Origin of the sequence: Photobacterium indicum, assembly GCF_003026215.1 — a bacterium.
In the GTDB taxonomy this organism is placed as follows: Bacteria; Pseudomonadota; Gammaproteobacteria; order Enterobacterales; family Vibrionaceae; genus Photobacterium; species Photobacterium indicum.
Genome location: NZ_PYOC01000002.1, coordinates 380,887 through 398,637 on the forward strand (window position 1 = coordinate 380,887; position 17,751 = coordinate 398,637).

Genomic DNA, 17,751 nt, shown 5'->3' on the forward strand with positions numbered 1-17,751 from the left:
ATGCGATCTTTTGTTAATGAACGGATAAATAAAATACCAACACCATTAGATATCTTACCAATCAGAGAGAATTAAAATGGCTTTAGACTAGGCGAAAGATTGAAGTTCTAGGGTTCTAAATCAAAAGCTTTCAACGCAGTATAAGACCATTTTAAACTCGCCCAAAGGGAGCCTCTCTGGAAAGCAATTTCTGTGTCTAGCGATTTCAAAAGGGATCTACCCTTCCTTCAATCACTATCCTGGAACTTGCCTCCCAGAGAAGCTCTGAATGACAAGATATTTAACGGTGTTGGTATACCCCTCTCTTTATTTGCTACCTGAAGTAGAAGTAACCAATGAATAAGCTCAATCGCATATCAATAAAAAATAAAATCATATTCGCTACCTGTATTGCGCTACTCTTCTCACTTTCAGCAACAACACTGATAAACAATTATCAGGTAAAACAGTTGATGCTCAAGCAAGTTGAAGAGCAACAGTTACCGACAGCCCTTGCGGTCATTCGTGAAGCCATAGAAAGTGATATTAACCTTCCGGTTCAAGCAGCCAGTCAATTAGCCAGCAATGTCTTTATTCAGAACTGGATAATAAATGGCGAACCCGATAGCAGACGAGCCGAAGTCTTAAGCCAATTAGATTCGCTGGCGAGGATGGAAAATGTAAACGGTACCTTCCTGGTTTCAATGAAAGGCTTACATGACTACCGCTCGGGCGAAGGGCTCAGAGGGGCAGTTTCAGCCGATGATCCAGCCTACTCATGGTTATATAACCAACTTCGTACTGGTGAAGCCGTCAATCTGACTTTTGATACTGGCCAAGAAGGACAGGAACGCCTATTTATCAATAATCTGACCACTAAAAATGGCGAGCCGCTATCGGTTTCCGGTATGGCAATTGACCTCAGTCAATTATCCGACATGTTGCGACAATACAAGTTGGGCGAAACAGGTGGCGTGTATCTTGTCTCACAACAGGGCGAAATCAGAATACAGCCTGAGACGGGAATCATGAAAAATCAGTTACCCGCTTCTCTGACATCAACATTGCTGAATCAGCAAGAGTTCAGCCTTGATAAACTGAATACCGATCAAGGTACACACCTTATTGCTTCAAGTTATTTGCCCATTATCGATTTGTATATTGTTGCTGAAATTTCCGAAAACGAGTTATACCGCGCCTTTGACGCCGTCACTGAAAAAAATATCCTCATTAATATCGTCCTAGCGGTATTATTTACTCTTCTTGCTGCGTTTTTAGCCGCAAAGATCGTGACTCCGATCCGCAATGTCGCCCATTTAATGCGTGACATTGGTGAAGGTGAAGGCGATCTCAACCAGAGATTAGAAATAAAAGGTAATGATGAAATAACTGAGCTTTCAATAGGTTTCAATAGCTTTATCGAAAAAATACACGATTCGATAAAAGAAGTTTCACAAGTCAGTACAGAGTTGGTCACCTCAATTGAAAACACCAAACAGCTCTCTGAAGGTGCAGGAAATATTGTAGAGGATCAAAAAGAGCAGACAACGCAAATCGCAACGGCGATTAATGAAATGGGCACCACCATTTCGGAAATGGCACGCAACGCCTCAATCGCTGCGGACTCGGCTCAGCAAGGCAACAATGAAGTGTCGAACGGCATCGATATTGTCCAAAGCAACATTGACTCGATGTCAGCGTTATCTCGCAATGTTAATTCAGCCTCTTCGGTCATTGCCAACCTCGCCTATCAAACCGACAAAATTGGAGCCATCATCGATGTCATCAATGGTATTTCAGATCAAATCAATCTGCTCGCGCTGAACGCTGCGATTGAAGCAGCCCGAGCCGGCGATCATGGCCGGGGATTTGCTGTTGTCGCAGATGAGGTTCGTTCACTGGCACACAGAACAAACCAATCAACGCTTGAAATACAGGAAATGATTACACAACTGCAGCAAGGCACCAAAGAAGCCGTTGATGTGATGGATGAAGGGCAAAGCAGCAGTAAATTAAGCTTAGAACTGGCAGGCAAGATAGGTAGCTCTTTAGCCGCGATTCAGCAAACCATTTCCACCATCAATGATATTAACACCCAGGTTGCGGCCGCGACGGAAGAACAAAATGCCGTGGTTTCTGATATCGGCCGGAACATAGAGAAAATCAGCGAACAAAGCTATCAAACGTCAGACGCTTCCAGCCAGACGATAGAAGCCTGTCATCAGCTAAATGCATTATCCGGCCGTTTAAAGAATCTAATTGGGCAGTTTAAGATTTAACCCATAAGCTGAAATTACGAAATGGGTGTAAGGCGCGGTATTTCAACAAGCCATAATCACCTGAAAGCCACCATCAGCCCCATGGATCTCACTCACATGGGGGGATGTTGCAAACCATGACATATGCGCACTTGGCATCTGACGACTTAAATGAAGCAAAAGAACTAAATCCATTGTCCACATTATGACAAAAAAAAACAGCAACAATTAACAATACCCAGCAACATCTCTTATCAATAAATCGTTGAATTTATATGTTATTTATTGATTCTAAATGATTTTAAAAGGCCCCCGTAGGAGCCTTTGAAGTCATTCAAACTTACAGTTCGAAATCACCTAATTCTTCGGTATTCACTTGGCGCTCAAGAAAAGCGACTAAATCATCATGACCACCAATATATTTACCATCAAGCATAATTTGAGGCACGGTGCGAACTGTCGTATTAGCAACTTGCTCGATGAAAGCAACCATCTCTGTTTTTTCAAGATCAGTACCGAGTACTAATGTTGTGTACTCAGTACCGCGATCATCTAAAAGCGCCTTTGCTTTTACACAAAATGGGCAATGTGGCTGAGTAATTACAAGGTTTTTGTATTCTGATAACTGTTCAATGGTCATTGTAGACATGGTGTTCCATTTGGGCTAATTAACTTTGTAGCTGTACGATAATGGAAAGCGTGGGTCAAACACAATGGTCGAATACAATATTTCAATAAAAAACTTAGTAAAAATCAGCTAATACGAATTGGAATGCGCTGCCGTCCAAATGCTTTTTTCTTTGCAGTAAACCGTCCTGCCAACTGATAACCACAATATGAACATTTCCCTGTACTATCTACAGCATATTGTCCAAGCTGAAACCAATTGCGTGAAATCACTTTTTCACTGCAATTAGGGCAATAGGTACTATCTCCGGCTTCATCATAAATATTACCGACATAGGCATAATGTAATCCGTTCTTAATCGCAATTTCTCTCGCTCGCTGCACAATATAAGGCGCTGTTCTGGGCTTATCGACCATTTTAAAATCGGGATGAAAGGCACTAAAATGAATGGGAATATCGGGTCCTAAATTGTCAAATACCCAACGGCTTAATGCTTCGATTTCAGCAATGCTGTCGTTTTCATCGGGGATCAATAACGTGGTTATTTCAAACCACACATCCGTTTCATGTCGAAGGTACAACAAGGTATCAAGCACTGGCGCAAGGTGGCCGCTACAAATATTGTGATAGAAATGCTCAGTAAAGGCTTTTAAATCAATATTGGCTGCATCCATATAACGGAAAAAATCAACTCTGGGCGCATCACATATATACCCCGCACTCACCGCGACACTATTGATTCCTTCTTCATGGCAAGCCTGAGCAACATCGACTGCATATTCCAAAAAAATCACTGGGTCGTTATAAGTAAAAGCGATGCTGTCACAATCCTGTGATTTTGCTGCTTGGGCGATTTGTTCTGGCATGGCTTGCTGCCCTAAAGTATCAATCTTACGCGATTTACTGATACTCCAATTTTGGCAAAATTTGCAGCCTAAATTACACCCTGCCGTACCGAAAGACAGCACTGAAGTGCCAGGGTAAAAATGATTGAGCGGTTTTTTCTCGATAGGATCGATACAAAACCCACTTGAACGCCCATAACTCGTTAACACAATTTCCCCATTGTGTGCTTGCCGAACAAAACATGCCCCAAGCTTTCCATCGCGCAACCGACAATGGCGTGGACACAAATCACACACAACGCGACCGTCATCTAAACGATGCCAATACTGTGTTTTAAAAAAGTCTGGAGGTGATTGCATGTTTCTGACTCACAAAGGAATATTCTTACCTATACTAAATATAGTCCTGTACAGGATATCTGTGTGATTTCTATGGAAATAGGCCGATGACAACTCGCTCCCCTGCAGTGGCTGGTCGATTTTATGAAAAATCTGCACCACTGCTGCAAAAACAACTTGATGATTGGGTTTCACCACCAGCGACACATTGCAATTTAATCCGCGCGTTAATTGTGCCACATGCTGGCTATATCTATTCCGGTGAAGTGGCTGCAAAAGCGTATTGCCAACTTCAACCTCAGGCTGAAACCATTAAAAAGGTCATCTTGGTAGGACCTAGTCATAGATACGCATTTCATGGTTGCGCAGTGCCTAATTCACGGTATTTTTCGACGCCATTAGGCAGCGTATCAATCGACATACAATCTATTGATAATTTAATTGAAATAGATGATATTAAGGTGTCAGATCAAGTTCATGCGCAAGAACATTGCCTTGAAGTACAGCTGCCTTTTTTACAAACATGCTTACACCAGTTTACTTTGTTACCACTGCTCACTAGCGATATTTCCGCTACTCAGGTAGCAAAGATCATCGGTGAACTGTGGCAGCAAGAGGATACACTGCTCGTAATAAGTAGCGATTTAAGCCATTTTCATCCCTATGCGGATGCACAATGTATTGATCAAAACACCTGCTCTACCATCGAACGTTTTGAACCATCATTAACTGCAGAGCAAGCGTGTGGCTCAACAGGAATTAATGCGTTGCTACTACTAGCAAAAAAACGGGGATACCAATTAACACGAATGGAATTAAAAAACTCTGGTGATACCGCTGGAGATAAGGAGAGAGTCGTTGGATATGTCAGTTACCTCGTATCAGAAATTCAATAAAGGGGAATTAACTCAACTTTTAGATATTGCTCGTGAAGCGATTCGTGGGCATTTATCAACAGGCGTTATTAAAACCCCACAACTTGATTTATACCATAAGAAATTGCTGGCTCCTTCCGCTTGCTTCGTCACATTAGAAGTGAACGGACAGCTACAAGGTTGCCTTGGTTCAACGGTTGCGTACTCGCCATTGGTGCTTGAAGTACATAATAAAGCCAGAGCAAGTGCGTATGAAGACCGACGTTTTATGCCACTAACAGAAGACCAACTTGATGATTTAACTATTGAGATTTCTGTTTTATCAGAGCCTCAAACAGTCGATATCGAGTCTGAAGAAGCGTTAATTGAATTCTTAAGTTCTCATAAAGTGGGTGTGATTTTATCCAATGCCAATGAACAAGCATTGTTCTTACCACAAGTCTGGAAACAACTGCCAAAGCCTCAACAGTTTGTTCGCCAACTAAAACTAAAAGCAGGCTGGAACGCCGCTTACTGGTCACCTAACATTACAGTTAAAACATTTACGGTCAGTAGTTTAAAAGGTAAATACAACACGATAAAAGGCAAATACTTCTAAATAGTTGCTATCGCCATAGTGCTAATTACACTATGGCGAGTCTTCTTTGCTATTTCAGAACACTTCATTGTTATACTTTTTTATTATCCTAATTTACGTTACTTCCTCATTCACACCAGTATGATTCTCGCTCAACTGATACCAATCTACACAAGTATCTGATCATTCTTGCTGGTTAATATTGTCAATTTTTCCTGAGCAATTACCTGACCATTTGCTTATCTAAAATGGTATACCTTCCCTTTTTTACTGAGCGAGTCCTTTTCGATGAAGAAATTTCTTTCTTTTTTTGCCGTCCTTTTTTTAGCACTATCAACATTAGTAGGCTGCGCATCAACCAATACAAATAACCAACCGACAGTGACAAATGGCGATGGTGAGTGGGTTAAGATTTCAGAGAAAACCGTTAACTTTAAAACCGAAACAGACACGGTATCACCTACCCCACTTATAGGTCATCGTGCGTATTCCAAAATAAAACTGACTTGTACGCAAGGCACAGTAAACATCAAAAACATCACCGTTAATATGACTGACGGTTCATCTCAAAAATTAGATACTTTGGGCACACTGACGAACGGCATGTCAACACGCGCAATGACGCTGGCAGGTGATGACCTAAAACTAAAGTCAATCGACTTGGAATACAGTAGTGTTGGCAATGTGACACTGAATGCAGTGGGTGTAACTAAAAAATCAAAAGTGGAAATCTGGGGTAAGAAAAGCGTTAAATAATAGCATTCTGCTATCGATAGGATATGACCATAGGAATGGTGCTAACTGTTTTTTCTCGTTACGTTAGCACCATTTTGAACATGTTATTTCAGCATAAATACAATATTGTCAGCATAAAGGCTATGATTCAGAGTCCGTTTACTTAGCTTCTAAACCATAGGGCATCGACGAGAAAACATCAGGTTGCTGTTTATAGGTAGGCGCAACATGCGCTCCTTTCCAATCTAACAACATAATCGCCAAAGTATTACGGTGCTCCCCATCAAGAAGACCCACACCACCGCTAACAGATGGCACCAAACCATGCTCGCGGTTTATCGCATTTTGAATTACTTTTCGGGTTTTTAGCACAACAGGATCGTTATCCAAACCAGCTAACAAGAAATTAATGCCCACTTCTGCAATCACATCTTCTTTTGCTCTTTCGATGATGGTATCGATATTTTGTCGGTAATAATCAAAAACCCATTGGTAATCTTGTTCTTTAATCGGGTGTTGGTAATATTCTGAAGCAGCAAAAATAATATGGGTTAAGCCATAGATTTTATTACCAAACTGATAAGCTGAAAGCTGGCTATCTTGATTGTCTGGATAGGCTTTTTTAAAAGCCATAATAAAATCATCTACCACATCCTGTTCGCCTAGCTGACGTAACCAATACACTTGATTGGCTATTTGGGCTGCCCATGCTTTGATCATCGCTTCATTCGTCGCATACTTTTTAAAGTCGTAGCGTTCTATTACATTACGTAACTTTTCATCTTCACGATGTTTAAGGCCATATTCATTTGCGCGGGCCATCGAACCTAATAGATCAACACCAAGATAAAGGTATTCAGGCATATTCTTGGTTGCGGCATAACGTAATTTGCTACGTTCATCTTTCTCATCAAGGTAGCCATCTATACGCTGTTGTGAATACGCAGCAATCTGCTCAGGTGTATGCACTTCAGTAGCAAATTTATTTAAGCGACTCGCAACCCGTGCCATGTCTGACCATACCGCTGCGTTGTATTTAGAGTCGAGTGTTTGGCGATACATTCTCAACCCATAATGACCAGATTTAAACGCGGGTAATGTGTAAAGCTGCGATTCGTAAGTATCACGAATCATATTGGCATCTTGCTGAAAAGTACTTGTTACCGCATACGGCTCAACGCTACTTGATGTCGCATTCACTGTTGTCGATGCAATCAACCCTGTTAACAATATCGACGATATGACCGGGGTCATTCGTAACTTAATGTTAGATAACGACTTTAAGACTGAAGGTTTCATACAATTCCTTGAACATTAGCCTATTCTATAAGACAACGATCTGTTGTTCTTCAACAGTTCTCTAATATTGCACGCACAAAAATGCTACCAATCAAACGTCAGGGTACGGTTAAAATGATGCCAAAAGGAAAAATGGCGTTAAAAAATGAGACATCGAACTGCTTTACCCTTGGGTATAGGTTATCTGTAAATATGTCGAAACGTAAGATTAATTCGAGGTAGCATCGGCTTGACGGTTTTAGGTACGGAATGCGCCCAATATTGCTGAGTATCACCAGCCATGATCAGTAACGAGCCTGAATGCATTGTGAACTCAATTTTTTGTTTGGTGTGCAAGTGCTTTAATACAAAACGCCGCTCTTCCCCCAAACTCACCGAAGCAATGACAGGCTGAACACCTAGCTCTCTTTCATTGTCTTGATGAAACCCCATATAATCACTCCCATCACGGTACTGATTGGCGAGCACCGAATTAAACGATGTATTGGTGATCGCTTGGCAGCTTTCTTTAATCGATTGCAATGTAGTTATCCAAGGATCGGGGTTCATAGTTAAACCCGAATAGGTATAAGGTACATCTCCACACCAAGCCTGTAAGCGGGGCTGCAGAACTTGCTTACCAAAAATACGGATGGATTCTTGTCGCCAATTTAACTCGGATAATAAACACTTAAAATAGTGTTCAGCTTGCGGTTGCGCAAAGTGCTGAGGTGACCAATACAATAAACCCTGAGGAATGGTTATCCACTCCCCTTTTGAACGACTATCGTCGGCCTCTAGCGCCGTAAATAGATCATGAGTCACCATCGCCCCTCAGCCAGATATCTTCTCGTTTACCTTGTATATCCAAGTTACCTCAAGATACTCATTTCAGCGAGAATTCATTGAACATATGCTAATGCCGTTTATCAATGGGTAACCAATCTTGATGTTCGGGTCCAATATAATCGGCACTTGGGCGAATAATACGATTATGATCGCGTTGTTCGAACACATGCGCAGCCCAACCGGTTAAGCGACTCATAACAAAAATAGGTGTAAACAACTTCGTGGGTATATTCAAAAAATGGTATGCCGAAGCATGAAAGAAATCGGCATTACAGAACAAGCCTTTTTCTCGTTTCATCACGGTTTCTACACGCTCTGAAATCGCATATAACACCGCATCATCAGTTTCTTCTGCCAACAGTTTCGACCAATGTTTAATTAACACATTACGTGGATCAGATTCGGTATATACCGCGTGCCCGAACCCCATTATTTTCTCTTTCTTCGACAACATAGCCAAAATGCCCGCCTCAGCTTCATCGGCAGTTTGCCATTGTTCAATCATTGCCATAGCTGCTTCATTGGCACCACCATGTAATGGGCCTCGTAACGTACCAATCGCGGTGGCAATGCAAGAATGTAAATCAGACAATGTTGAAGCACAAACACGCGCGGCAAATGTTGATGCGTTAAATTCATGCTCGGCATAAAGAATTAGCGAACAGTGCATTACTCGTTTATGTAATTCAGACGGTGACTTATCTGTCAGCATTTTTAAAAAGTAACCGCCTAAGCTATCTTGATCGCAGTACGTTTCAATGCGAACCCCATGATGGCTATAACGATACCAATAACAAATAATGGCAGGAAATAATGCAAGCAAACGGTCGGCTTTGTCGTACTCTTCACCAAATTCATGTTCTTGCTCTAGATTGCCTAGCATAGAACACCCTGTTCGCATCACGTCCATTGGGTGAGCATCGGCGGGTATTTGTTCTAATACCACCTTCAATGCCAGCGGTAAGCCACGATAAGAAATCAGTACCGTTTTATAAGCATCCAATTGTGCCTGAGTGGGCAGCTTTCCTTTTAACAGTAAATAAGCCACTTCTTCGAAATCAGCACTCTCTGCCAAATCGGAAATATCATACCCCCGATAAGTAAGCCCTGTTCCCGTTTTGCCCACGGTACAAATCGCGGTTGAGCCTGCGCTTTGTCCCCTAAGCCCTTCACCGCTTAATACTTTATCTGGCATAACCCACTCCTTGTCGTTAAAACGCATCTCTTACATTAATGGCTCTCATTAAAGATAGGTCACATTAATATATTGAGGGTTAGCACTTTGTTTTTTATTGAGAACACAACTGTAAATCGACCCATACTAAGCGGTGATCAGAACCATCTTGTGCTCGCTCTTTACCCTTTTCATTGGTAATTAAATGGCGCAAAGGGTCTTTTTTATCCGGCCAGAACACCCCTGTTTGTTTAACGCTGAGATCCACAGACGGTAATACATAATCCAATCGTAAACCGCTTAAATGCGTCCACTCATTTGAACGACCAGAACGAGGTTGCCAAGGTCGATGAAAACGACCACCTAGGCTCTTCGGTGTAAGTGTACCCGCGCTAACTGAACGATTAATTCTGCTATGGTAAATCAAGCTTTGGATCGCGCCCTTAATACCGTCTCCATCCGCTGAGTCTGCATTTAAGTCACCCAGTACTACAAACGAATCACCCTTTGATAACCCACCATTTTTACCGTTATCATCCACTAAATAATCAGCGTTATTGATAATATCGGTGACTAAACGTAATTCATCATGATTACGACGCGCATTACGCTTTTCTTCACCATCAAAAACAGGCGGAGTTGGATGGCAACACAATAAGTGAATAACCTGATTATTCACTTCTATAGGTACAACAACATGATTCTTTGATGACAAACGCAATACACTTTGTGCTTGTTCACTGTAGAAACCTTCAGGCATACAATGTTCAGGCATGTCTCTCCATAATAGATGCTGCCAGCTACGAATCTGGTCCATTTTTATAGGATAGCGTGACAAGATCACAAAGCTAAAATGACCATGATGTTCACCAAAACCCTGTCCATCTTCCGGCAAACTAATTACGCCATCACCATTTAAATCAAACGGGCTTAATAAACCAGTGTTACTTGGCGGGCAGTATTGGTAAGGGTAGTCGATTTCGTCTTGTTCATACTGAGGTACAGCCAAATAATGATGACAAAAATTGGCTAGTGCACCGTCATCACCTCCATCGCCCGGGTGATCAAATTCGCACAGTAACAACACATCAGGACGGACAGATTGAATAATGGTTGCAAGTTTAGAGAAGCGTTTATTTTCTGCGTTGGCTGTTTGCTTAAGAATTTGACCTGATACAGGTTCAGACATTGATACATTAAACATGGCAACACGTAGAGTTTGGGTAAGCAAGAGCCGCTCAATGAAGAAAGGGATAATGGTGTGATTGTAACGGCTTAATAAACGACTGTAACCACTTTACCAGTAGCTACAGTGTCATTATTTAATCTGTTTTACTGTACGAATAAACACACATCTCATTCCACTAAACGTGTTATTGCGAGTCGAATTTGTTTAGCATCTTCCATTGCTCGGTGCTTTATCGGACCTTGCTCTTCCAATGCCAATTGAAAGCGAGATCGCTCAATACCATTTTCTTGCATTAGCCAGTGCCCAATTTCTGTCAACATAAATGAAGGCCGCATGTGCGCCGCATGATAAAGCCGGCCTAACCAAAAAAGATCCCATTGGCTGTCGCAAAAAACATGTTCAAATTTACCAAGAACAGCATTTAGATGCTGGCACACTTCAACCACTTGATTTCCTTTAATTTCAAGCTCTTTTCGTGAAATTCGATGTATTTCATTTTCAGCATAATCGTCCCAATGCTGCCATACATCGCTTGCTGTTAAAGGGTTGATGAGTAAACTTTCTCCATAACCGTCTGGTAAAGAATAACCTACTTCAATTGGGTAAGATTGATCTGATAATCCAGAAGCTTCAAAATCCAACGTCGCCCACATTGCACTCTCCCTGATGCCATTATTATTAATTACTCGATGTGAAAGACACCATCCTGATTATCTTTCATTTTTTTCGTTGTTACTTTATCGCTCAAGCTGTCAGACAATTGAATAACCTAGCTACAAAATAACTTTAGACCGAATATGCATTTCAGGAGTAAAAATTCATCAATTACTCAACTTCAATACAATAATTAAATAACTATGCCGTTTATGTGGCAAAAAACATGCTGTTAACTGACAATGACGTAACGTCTTATTTCCTCTAAAATGCCTCTCTATTTTTACGATGACGTATTGAGACGAATATGACCCCAATCATTGGTTTTGCTGGCTACAGTGGTTCAGGTAAAACAACTTTACTTGAGAAGCTGATTCCTTTGTTAAAACAGCAAGGATTACGTATTGGTTTAGTCAAACACAGTCACCATAACATCGACCCGGATAAGCCAGGGAAAGATAGCTATCGCCTTCGTCATGCAGGTTGCGACCAAACTCTTTTAGCCACAAAATCACGCCACATGATGTATTTCGAATATACAGAACCCGACCGTGGCGAGCCTGTATTAGCAGAATGCTTGGCGCAATTAGATCATAGCCAATTGGATATTGTGTTAGTGGAAGGCTTTCGGGATGAGACATTCCCAAAAATCGAAATTCATCGCCCTGCTTATGGGAAACCTTTGTTGTACTCTAATGATGAACATATCATTGCATTCACAACCGATGATGTAGTACAAGCCAAACAGCATTGCAAACTACCAATACTCGATCTTAACCAACCACAAGACATTGCCGATTTTATTCTAACTTGGCTCGGTACATCTGAAACAAAACAACATTATTGTCCATCTTGTGGTGAAGCTAGTTTAGCCTTTCAGCCACCAAAAGTGTTTTGTTGCGATACCTGTGATTTCACGTATTTTCACAATGCAGCTGCGGCTGTTTTAGCCGGTATCTGCTATAAAGATGAAATCTTGGTCGCGACCAGAGCAAGAGAGCCAGGTAAAGGGATGTTAGACCTTCCAGGAGGGTTTGTTGACCCTGATGAATCGCTTGAGCAAGCCTTGGCGAGAGAGTTACAAGAAGAACTTGATTTTATCGTGCATGATGCAAAATATATCGCGTCATACCCAAATACATACCGTTACAAAAGTATTGAATATAAAACCTGTGATACTTTTTTCGTTGTTACCTTAGACGAAAAACCAGCACTAAAAGCTAGGGATGATGTAGAAAAAGTCGAATGGATCAGGCTACAAGACATTGAACTGAATAACTTTGCATTTAATTCTGCGAAACAAGCGGTTCAACGATTAAAAGACCAAACTAGCAAGTAATTTGTTGAAGGTAGCAAGCATGTTTAATCAAAAAAGTGATAACTACACCGTCATTGATTCAATCTACGCCTGCTACCTCATCTACTAAAAAAAAGAACAGGGATGATGCTTTATTAACCAGCAGACGACAACATATTATGCATAAGCACACACAGCACAGAGCCATTACACATGTTAACGTTTAATAAAAATTATATTTTCACTCAGCATTTAGATACAGCAGACAGCATCCCAGTGCCTGATTTATCTAACGATACACAGTCTGAATCAGACATTCAGCGCCTTGCTTTACTTAAAAATGCGCAAGCAAAGGGGGGCATTCAACTTCAAGAATAATGGATTACAATTCAATTTTTGATGTTAGAGCTACCATTAAAAACGCAGCCAATATTCATAAATGGCATTGTTATGAACGAATATTGGCTGCGCTTTAATTTTCTTTACTCAGATTTTAGCGATGAATCAAGCGAGAAAATCATCACGCCATAATGACTGCCCTGCCCATAGCTTAACGCTAGTTTACCCGCAAAATATGAGAACTGATGGACGTCTGCAAGCTGCTTTAAAAAGCGATTTTCGTTTTGTGATAGCTTTGGATCTTGGCAAGCTTTACGCGTTGAACCCAGTGACGATACTGAAATATCACCAGGCATTTTCCCCGCTTTCACTGTCGCAAAATAACGGTTGCAGCCAGATTGACCAACGAATTTATTATCTTGGAAAGACAACGTAATAGGTTTCGATTGATATGCAGATTCACCGTAGCGCCAACTCTCAAGTACCCAAGAATTTCCAGCTAACGTTTTGGGACTTAGCCGTGACGTTTGTTTATTCGATTCTACTTCTTGTAACGTCGTGCCGTTTAATTGCCATACTCGTTCTGCCACTTCTCCTGGGCAACAAATGGAATCTTTGGGGCCGACTTGCACAACACCTAAAACAATCTTGCCATTTTTAATCTGAAGATCGCGAACACGTACCCGATCACCAACATATATTGTCGCGATATTGTCAGCTTTACTGGGTGCTTGAGCTCCCGTCTTCGACATAACCGCTAAATTCAAAAACTGCCCTGTTCCACCTGGGGCATAATTTAGTAGCACAACGGCTTCATCTTCACCGTCACCATTTAAATCCCCCGTCGCTTTTATGCCATCAATAAGCATAACTTGCGGTGCAACTGCGCCCCCAGGTTGATAGGGTTCGCCTACCCATAAACCATTATTTAAAACAACACGGCGATAAGCCCCACTTTCAAAACCCTGATAGGCTGTATTTTTTAATGCTAAAAATGAAAATGCATCATCACTGGCATTCACTGCCGTTGGCTTTATTGCTTGGCATTGCATTTTTGTACCAAACCATTCAAGAGAGGCCTCACCTTGGTGCTCCCATAAACTGACATTTTGCCCCTCATACCGTGCACCGCTCGCTGTTCGAGTCGAGAAGGCTAACGCTTGATCATCACCGACGGTAATCATTGCACTGGCAGGGTCAGTTTGATTATAAAAGACCACGGTAACGGGTTTATCTGCCATATTGGGGCAATTAAAACCAACAGGCGAAGGCACTTCGATCAGCCCACCAGCAACTTGTAAATCGACTATTCGACTCTTATAGGCATATTCAACGCAAGCTCGCTCGTCTTGTCCTTTCCAACACTCATTACGACCTTTAATCCAGCCTCTTTGCATTGCTTTCATTATTGAGCGTTCTGAATCCGGAATATTCTGGATCGCTTGGTCATAAACCATCTCCATCTTCGTATCTAATGCAGCAAGGGCATCGTCGTTGCAAATACGTTCTTCAACCTGACCGCTTGCTTTATCACAATCAAAGCTAGGGGATTCTGCCCACAAGAACGGGCTAAAAATGCTTAAGACCGTTGCCAATATTGTTAGTTTTAATCGCATCAGCTTATCCTGAAAATATCCGTCTTACATAAATGATCCCACTAATTTGATACAGCATAGAGCACCATTGGTTCAATTTATCGTCATAGTGCGGGTTAAAACGAAGGGGTTCGTGATTCAACTATGAGCCTCGTCACGCTACATGTATACCTTATTTTCAACGTAGAATGACTAGGTCTATAAATAGGTGCCTTGCCTAGAGCGCAACAAACTCTCGCTGAAACGAGCATCTAGAGGTAACTTGGGTATAGACTCATCACCCAACTGTTATACCCAAGCTACCTCAACATGCAGAATTCAGAGTGACTTAAGCGTTAGTCTTTAGGTCGCTTCGGTATATACCAAGGAGATAAAAATGATGAAAATATCGTCTATTGGCAGTGAAGGCAGATTGATGATAGTGGCATTACTTTGTGCTGCATTATTAATTCTAGGGCATTTACTTCTAGCAAAAAGCATTGCATATCAAGCATGGGCAGAATACACCGTCGCTACCATTCCTTTTTTGTTAATTATGATTTGTGGGGCTGCAATTCGGTATGCAGTGAAACATGACGGGGATAATTCTGAGGACTCGTAAACAAAGAGAAAAGCCTTCACATTTATTCACTAAAGCGAGTGAAAACATGAGGGCTTTTAGATGATCTGTTATGAGGGTAAATTAACGCTCACCTTGTACCTCAAAGTCATCTGAATGTAACTTCGCAGTACCGTCTGCTTGCAATAACCAATGCTCACGATGCACAACACCAAATACTTTATTCATTGTCCAAGATGACGTTAGAATAAAACCGTTATCACCCTTGGCTTCCCATTTCGTGTCTTGATAATCAACATCGCAAAAACCATCACTCATAATTTTTTGCCAAAAAGCTTGGATTTCTTCACGTCCCGTAAATACACCAAATGGTCGAGCATGCATAACACAATCAGCTTCATATTCAGCAGCACACCCTGCAGCATTTTGGGTATTAAAAGCGATTTTCCAACGTTCAATGCCTTGCTTGCAGGCGTCTAGTACAAGAGTCTTTTGTGTGTTCATTGTCATTATTATTTCCACCATTAATAAGATTTCTAATGACAAATATAGTGAAATAATTAACACTTAAAAACCAAACAATAAGAAATGACTGTTCTGTTTTTACGAACAATATATTCGGGTAAATATAAATACGGACAATTAAAGTGAATTATCTTCGTCATATGTCAGTTTTTGCGAAAGTTGTTGAATCGGGTTCGATCAGCGCTGCGGCCGAATCACTTAACTTGTCAAAGTCTGTTGTTAGCCAACACCTTAAAGTACTTGAAGATGAGCTAGGTGTGGGGTTATTAAAACGCACAACCCGCCGACAAACATTAACACCAGCCGGAAAAGATTTTTTTGAAAAATGCCAACAAATGAATCAATTGGCGACACAAGCATGGGATAACGCCAGAGAAAGCCAAATAACCCCCAAAGGGCATATTCATATTACTGCACCTCATGCATTAATGGGAACGATCGTCGCGCCAGCGGTTGGCAAGCTCGTCGCTCAGTACCCAGAAATACAACCAACACTCTCTGCCAATGACCAACGGGTAGATTTACTTCAATCCGGAATCGACCTTGCAGTACGCGTAGGCGAATCACCTACAAGTAATCTAAAGCAACGTCGTATCGGGCAGTTTCGAGATGTACTCTGTTGTGCACCACATTTCAAAATAGAAAAAAACACGGCGTTCGAAAAGTGTTTATACGTGGCAAATGGCTGGCAAAAACAAAAAATCATTCATCATTTTGAACGTATTAGCCAAAACACAGCAATACCTGAATCTGTTTTAACGATGTTTTCTGCAACACGCTTTACTGATTCTATCCATACGGCATTAGCTTTAATTGAATCAGGGGCGGGTGTCGGTATTGTGCCTGAATTTTTATTTAGGGAGGGAGCAAAGAAAGGAACATTAAAGTCAGCAATGGTTGGATACCAGCTACCGCAAGTGACGGTTTATGCGATGCATGCGTTTAATCAAACACCGCCACTCTTGGTTAAGCTATGTTCAGATGCTATTGAAGAAGTCCTTCAACAGCAATCATAATTTTTGTAGCCTTTTTATTTCTTTGTCGCGCGTTGTTGCTCTTTACGCTGTAGTTTTTCTTTACGTCGTGCTTCAATAATTTTGTCAGCTTCACCACCAACATGCTGCTCACCACGTAGGTTAGCTAGTTGAACTTGCTTTTCACGCTCGCGGAAACGCCCTTTTTGCTCTTCAGTATATTTATCAACACAACGAGGGCAGCTCACGCCTTTTTCAAAGTGCTCATTCTGCATATCTGCATCAGTAATAGGTAGACGGCAAGCATTACAGACTGAATACTGCCCTTTCTCTAACTGATGATCGACCGCTACACGGCCATCAAATACATAGCATTCACCTTCCCAAAGGCTTTCTTTTTCTGGCACTTCTTCTAGGTATTTAAGAATGCCGCCTTCCAAGTGGTAAACTTCATCAAAACCTTGCTCTTTCAAATAAGCTGTCGATTTTTCACAACGAATACCACCCGTACAGAACATGGCCACTTTCTTGTGCTTCTCGGGGTCTAGGTTCTTTTCAACGTATTCTGGAAATTCACGGAACGACTCTGTTTCAGGGTTAACAGCATGCTTGAATGTGCCAATTTCAATTTCGTAGTCATTACGAGTATCGACAACAAAGACATCAGGATCAGCAATTAATGCATTCCAATCTTTAGGCTTTACATACGTACCCACAACATGACGAGGATCGATACCTTCGACTCCCATTGTCACGATTTCTTTTTTTAATTTTACTTTGGTGCGATTAAACGGTTGGTTTTCATCAAATGACTCTTTATAAACCACATCTGCTAAGCGCTGATCTTGTTTAAACCACGCCAACAATGCATCGATACCTTCGCGAGTAGATGCAACCGTACCGTTAATGCCTTCACTTGCCAGCAATAATGTACCGCGGATTTTGTTCTTTTCCATCACGTCTGTCAGTGGTTGACGGATCGCTTCGAAATTTTCAAGTGCAACAAATTTATACAATGCACATACTACATATTGAGCCATTCTATTTCCTTTTGCGGACTGGATCGTAAATCCAGAGCAGAT

General features: G+C 41.4%; 19 protein-coding genes. 8 read left to right on the plus strand and 11 right to left on the minus strand.

Translation table 11 applies throughout. The features are described 5' to 3' along the window. Positions 1–335 precede the first annotated feature (335 nt). Positions 336–2,258 carry a methyl-accepting chemotaxis protein gene (locus C9J47_RS07705; RefSeq protein WP_107252993.1) on the plus strand — a complete coding sequence of 641 codons (1,923 nt, stop codon included), beginning with the start codon at positions 336–338 and terminating at the stop codon, positions 2,256–2,258. Positions 2,259–2,300: 42 nt separating this feature from the next. Here the strand turns inward: C9J47_RS07705 and C9J47_RS27450 are convergent, their stop codons facing one another. The 3 genes from C9J47_RS27450 to amrS all read right to left on the minus strand — a co-directional run bounded on the left by C9J47_RS27450 (position 2,301) and on the right by amrS (position 4,070). Continuing rightward, positions 2,301–2,432 carry a hypothetical protein gene (locus C9J47_RS27450; RefSeq protein WP_281258928.1) on the minus strand — a complete coding sequence of 44 codons (132 nt, stop codon included), beginning with the start codon at positions 2,430–2,432 and terminating at the stop codon, positions 2,301–2,303. Positions 2,433–2,577: 145 nt separating this feature from the next. Further along, positions 2,578–2,886 (minus strand): glutaredoxin domain-containing protein, encoded by a 309-nt coding sequence (locus C9J47_RS07715; protein ID WP_107252994.1) that lies wholly within the window; start codon positions 2,884–2,886, stop codon positions 2,578–2,580. A 104-nt stretch (positions 2,887–2,990) separates the two neighbouring features. Further along, positions 2,991–4,070: an AmmeMemoRadiSam system radical SAM enzyme gene (amrS, locus tag C9J47_RS07720; RefSeq protein WP_107252995.1), complete on the minus strand. Its 1,080-nt coding sequence runs from the start codon at positions 4,068–4,070 to the stop codon at positions 2,991–2,993. Positions 4,071–4,156: 86 nt separating this feature from the next. On the opposite strand from amrS, the gene amrB reads away from it, so the two are divergent. The 3 genes from amrB (at position 4,157) to C9J47_RS07735 (ending at position 6,257) form a co-directional block, all read left to right on the plus strand. Then, a complete protein-coding gene (amrB, locus tag C9J47_RS07725) occupies positions 4,157–4,945 on the plus strand; it encodes an AmmeMemoRadiSam system protein B (protein ID WP_107252996.1) in 789 nt (262 codons plus the stop codon). Then, complete coding sequence (gene amrA, locus C9J47_RS07730) at positions 4,914–5,522, plus strand: AmmeMemoRadiSam system protein A (RefSeq protein WP_107252997.1); 609 nt, start codon at positions 4,914–4,916, stop codon at positions 5,520–5,522. The genes amrB and amrA overlap by 32 nt, the downstream gene beginning before the upstream one ends. A 267-nt stretch (positions 5,523–5,789) precedes the next feature. Continuing rightward, complete coding sequence (locus C9J47_RS07735; RefSeq protein ID WP_107252998.1) at positions 5,790–6,257, plus strand: hypothetical protein; 468 nt, start codon at positions 5,790–5,792, stop codon at positions 6,255–6,257. Between the two features lie 138 nt (positions 6,258–6,395). Here C9J47_RS07735 and C9J47_RS07740 read toward each other — a convergent pair whose 3' ends face one another. The 5 genes from C9J47_RS07740 to C9J47_RS07760 all read right to left on the minus strand — a co-directional run bounded on the left by C9J47_RS07740 (position 6,396) and on the right by C9J47_RS07760 (position 11,379). Then, a complete protein-coding gene (locus C9J47_RS07740; RefSeq protein ID WP_107252999.1) occupies positions 6,396–7,535 on the minus strand; it encodes a DUF3541 domain-containing protein in 1,140 nt (379 codons plus the stop codon). Between the two features lie 180 nt (positions 7,536–7,715). Continuing rightward, positions 7,716–8,342: an alpha-ketoglutarate-dependent dioxygenase AlkB family protein gene (locus tag C9J47_RS07745; RefSeq protein ID WP_107253000.1), complete on the minus strand. Its 627-nt coding sequence runs from the start codon at positions 8,340–8,342 to the stop codon at positions 7,716–7,718. A gap of 88 nt (positions 8,343–8,430) precedes the next feature. Further along, entirely contained in the window at positions 8,431–9,558 is a 1,128-nt protein-coding gene (prpC, locus tag C9J47_RS07750; protein WP_107253001.1) for a bifunctional 2-methylcitrate synthase/citrate synthase, read from the minus strand. A gap of 94 nt (positions 9,559–9,652) precedes the next feature. Next, complete coding sequence (locus C9J47_RS07755; RefSeq protein WP_211321732.1) at positions 9,653–10,726, minus strand: endonuclease/exonuclease/phosphatase family protein; 1,074 nt, start codon at positions 10,724–10,726, stop codon at positions 9,653–9,655. Between the two features lie 167 nt (positions 10,727–10,893). Continuing rightward, positions 10,894–11,379: a hypothetical protein gene (locus C9J47_RS07760; protein ID WP_107240858.1), complete on the minus strand. Its 486-nt coding sequence runs from the start codon at positions 11,377–11,379 to the stop codon at positions 10,894–10,896. Positions 11,380–11,687: 308 nt separating this feature from the next. On the opposite strand from C9J47_RS07760, the gene mobB reads away from it, so the two are divergent. Both mobB and C9J47_RS27040 read left to right on the plus strand, forming a co-directional pair. After that, positions 11,688–12,719, plus strand: coding sequence for a molybdopterin-guanine dinucleotide biosynthesis protein B (mobB, locus tag C9J47_RS27585; RefSeq protein WP_107253002.1), 1,032 nt, complete (start codon positions 11,688–11,690; stop codon positions 12,717–12,719). Positions 12,720–12,890: 171 nt separating this feature from the next. Further along, a complete protein-coding gene (locus C9J47_RS27040; protein WP_170107475.1) occupies positions 12,891–13,055 on the plus strand; it encodes a hypothetical protein in 165 nt (54 codons plus the stop codon). Between the two features lie 104 nt (positions 13,056–13,159). Here C9J47_RS27040 and C9J47_RS07770 read toward each other — a convergent pair whose 3' ends face one another. Beyond that, positions 13,160–14,632, minus strand: a complete 1,473-nt coding sequence (locus C9J47_RS07770) for an META domain-containing protein (RefSeq protein ID WP_107253003.1) — start codon at positions 14,630–14,632, stop codon at positions 13,160–13,162. 355 nt (positions 14,633–14,987) lie between these two features. Between C9J47_RS07770 and C9J47_RS07775 the strand changes: the two genes are divergently transcribed. Continuing rightward, entirely contained in the window at positions 14,988–15,212 is a 225-nt protein-coding gene (locus C9J47_RS07775) for a hypothetical protein (protein ID WP_107253004.1), read from the plus strand. Between the two features lie 81 nt (positions 15,213–15,293). Here the strand turns inward: C9J47_RS07775 and C9J47_RS07780 are convergent, their stop codons facing one another. Further along, a complete protein-coding gene (locus tag C9J47_RS07780) occupies positions 15,294–15,680 on the minus strand; it encodes a nuclear transport factor 2 family protein (protein WP_107253005.1) in 387 nt (128 codons plus the stop codon). Between the two features lie 137 nt (positions 15,681–15,817). Here C9J47_RS07780 and C9J47_RS07785 point away from each other — a divergent pair, with 137 nt between their 5' ends. Beyond that, positions 15,818–16,711, plus strand: coding sequence for a LysR family transcriptional regulator (locus C9J47_RS07785; protein ID WP_245903378.1), 894 nt, complete (start codon positions 15,818–15,820; stop codon positions 16,709–16,711). Positions 16,712–16,725: 14 nt separating this feature from the next. On the opposite strand, the gene trhO is transcribed toward C9J47_RS07785, so the two are convergent. Then, entirely contained in the window at positions 16,726–17,709 is a 984-nt protein-coding gene (gene trhO / locus C9J47_RS07790; protein ID WP_107253007.1) for an oxygen-dependent tRNA uridine(34) hydroxylase TrhO, read from the minus strand. Positions 17,710–17,751 lie beyond the last annotated feature (42 nt).

Coding starts and splice junctions, on each gene's coding strand:
- C9J47_RS07715 (WP_107252994.1), bottom strand. CDS start 2,886: ATGTCTACAATGACCATTGAACAGTTATCAGAATACAAAAACCTTGTA.
- C9J47_RS27040 (WP_170107475.1), top strand. CDS start 12,891: ATGTTAACGTTTAATAAAAATTATATTTTCACTCAGCATTTAGATACA.
- trhO (WP_107253007.1), bottom strand. CDS start 17,709: ATGGCTCAATATGTAGTATGTGCATTGTATAAATTTGTTGCACTTGAA.
- C9J47_RS07770 (WP_107253003.1), bottom strand. CDS start 14,632: ATGCGATTAAAACTAACAATATTGGCAACGGTCTTAAGCATTTTTAGC.
- C9J47_RS07775 (WP_107253004.1), top strand. CDS start 14,988: ATGATGAAAATATCGTCTATTGGCAGTGAAGGCAGATTGATGATAGTG.
- C9J47_RS07740 (WP_107252999.1), bottom strand. CDS start 7,535: ATGAAACCTTCAGTCTTAAAGTCGTTATCTAACATTAAGTTACGAATG.
- amrS (WP_107252995.1), bottom strand. CDS start 4,070: ATGCAATCACCTCCAGACTTTTTTAAAACACAGTATTGGCATCGTTTA.
- C9J47_RS07760 (WP_107240858.1), bottom strand. CDS start 11,379: ATGTGGGCGACGTTGGATTTTGAAGCTTCTGGATTATCAGATCAATCT.
- C9J47_RS07735 (WP_107252998.1), top strand. CDS start 5,790: ATGAAGAAATTTCTTTCTTTTTTTGCCGTCCTTTTTTTAGCACTATCA.
- mobB (WP_107253002.1), top strand. CDS start 11,688: ATGACCCCAATCATTGGTTTTGCTGGCTACAGTGGTTCAGGTAAAACA.
- C9J47_RS07705 (WP_107252993.1), top strand. CDS start 336: ATGAATAAGCTCAATCGCATATCAATAAAAAATAAAATCATATTCGCT.
- C9J47_RS07745 (WP_107253000.1), bottom strand. CDS start 8,342: ATGGTGACTCATGATCTATTTACGGCGCTAGAGGCCGACGATAGTCGT.
- C9J47_RS07780 (WP_107253005.1), bottom strand. CDS start 15,680: ATGACAATGAACACACAAAAGACTCTTGTACTAGACGCCTGCAAGCAA.
- C9J47_RS07755 (WP_211321732.1), bottom strand. CDS start 10,726: ATGTCTGAACCTGTATCAGGTCAAATTCTTAAGCAAACAGCCAACGCA.
- C9J47_RS27450 (WP_281258928.1), bottom strand. CDS start 2,432: ATGGATTTAGTTCTTTTGCTTCATTTAAGTCGTCAGATGCCAAGTGCG.
- amrA (WP_107252997.1), top strand. CDS start 4,914: ATGTCAGTTACCTCGTATCAGAAATTCAATAAAGGGGAATTAACTCAA.
- amrB (WP_107252996.1), top strand. CDS start 4,157: ATGACAACTCGCTCCCCTGCAGTGGCTGGTCGATTTTATGAAAAATCT.
- prpC (WP_107253001.1), bottom strand. CDS start 9,558: ATGCCAGATAAAGTATTAAGCGGTGAAGGGCTTAGGGGACAAAGCGCA.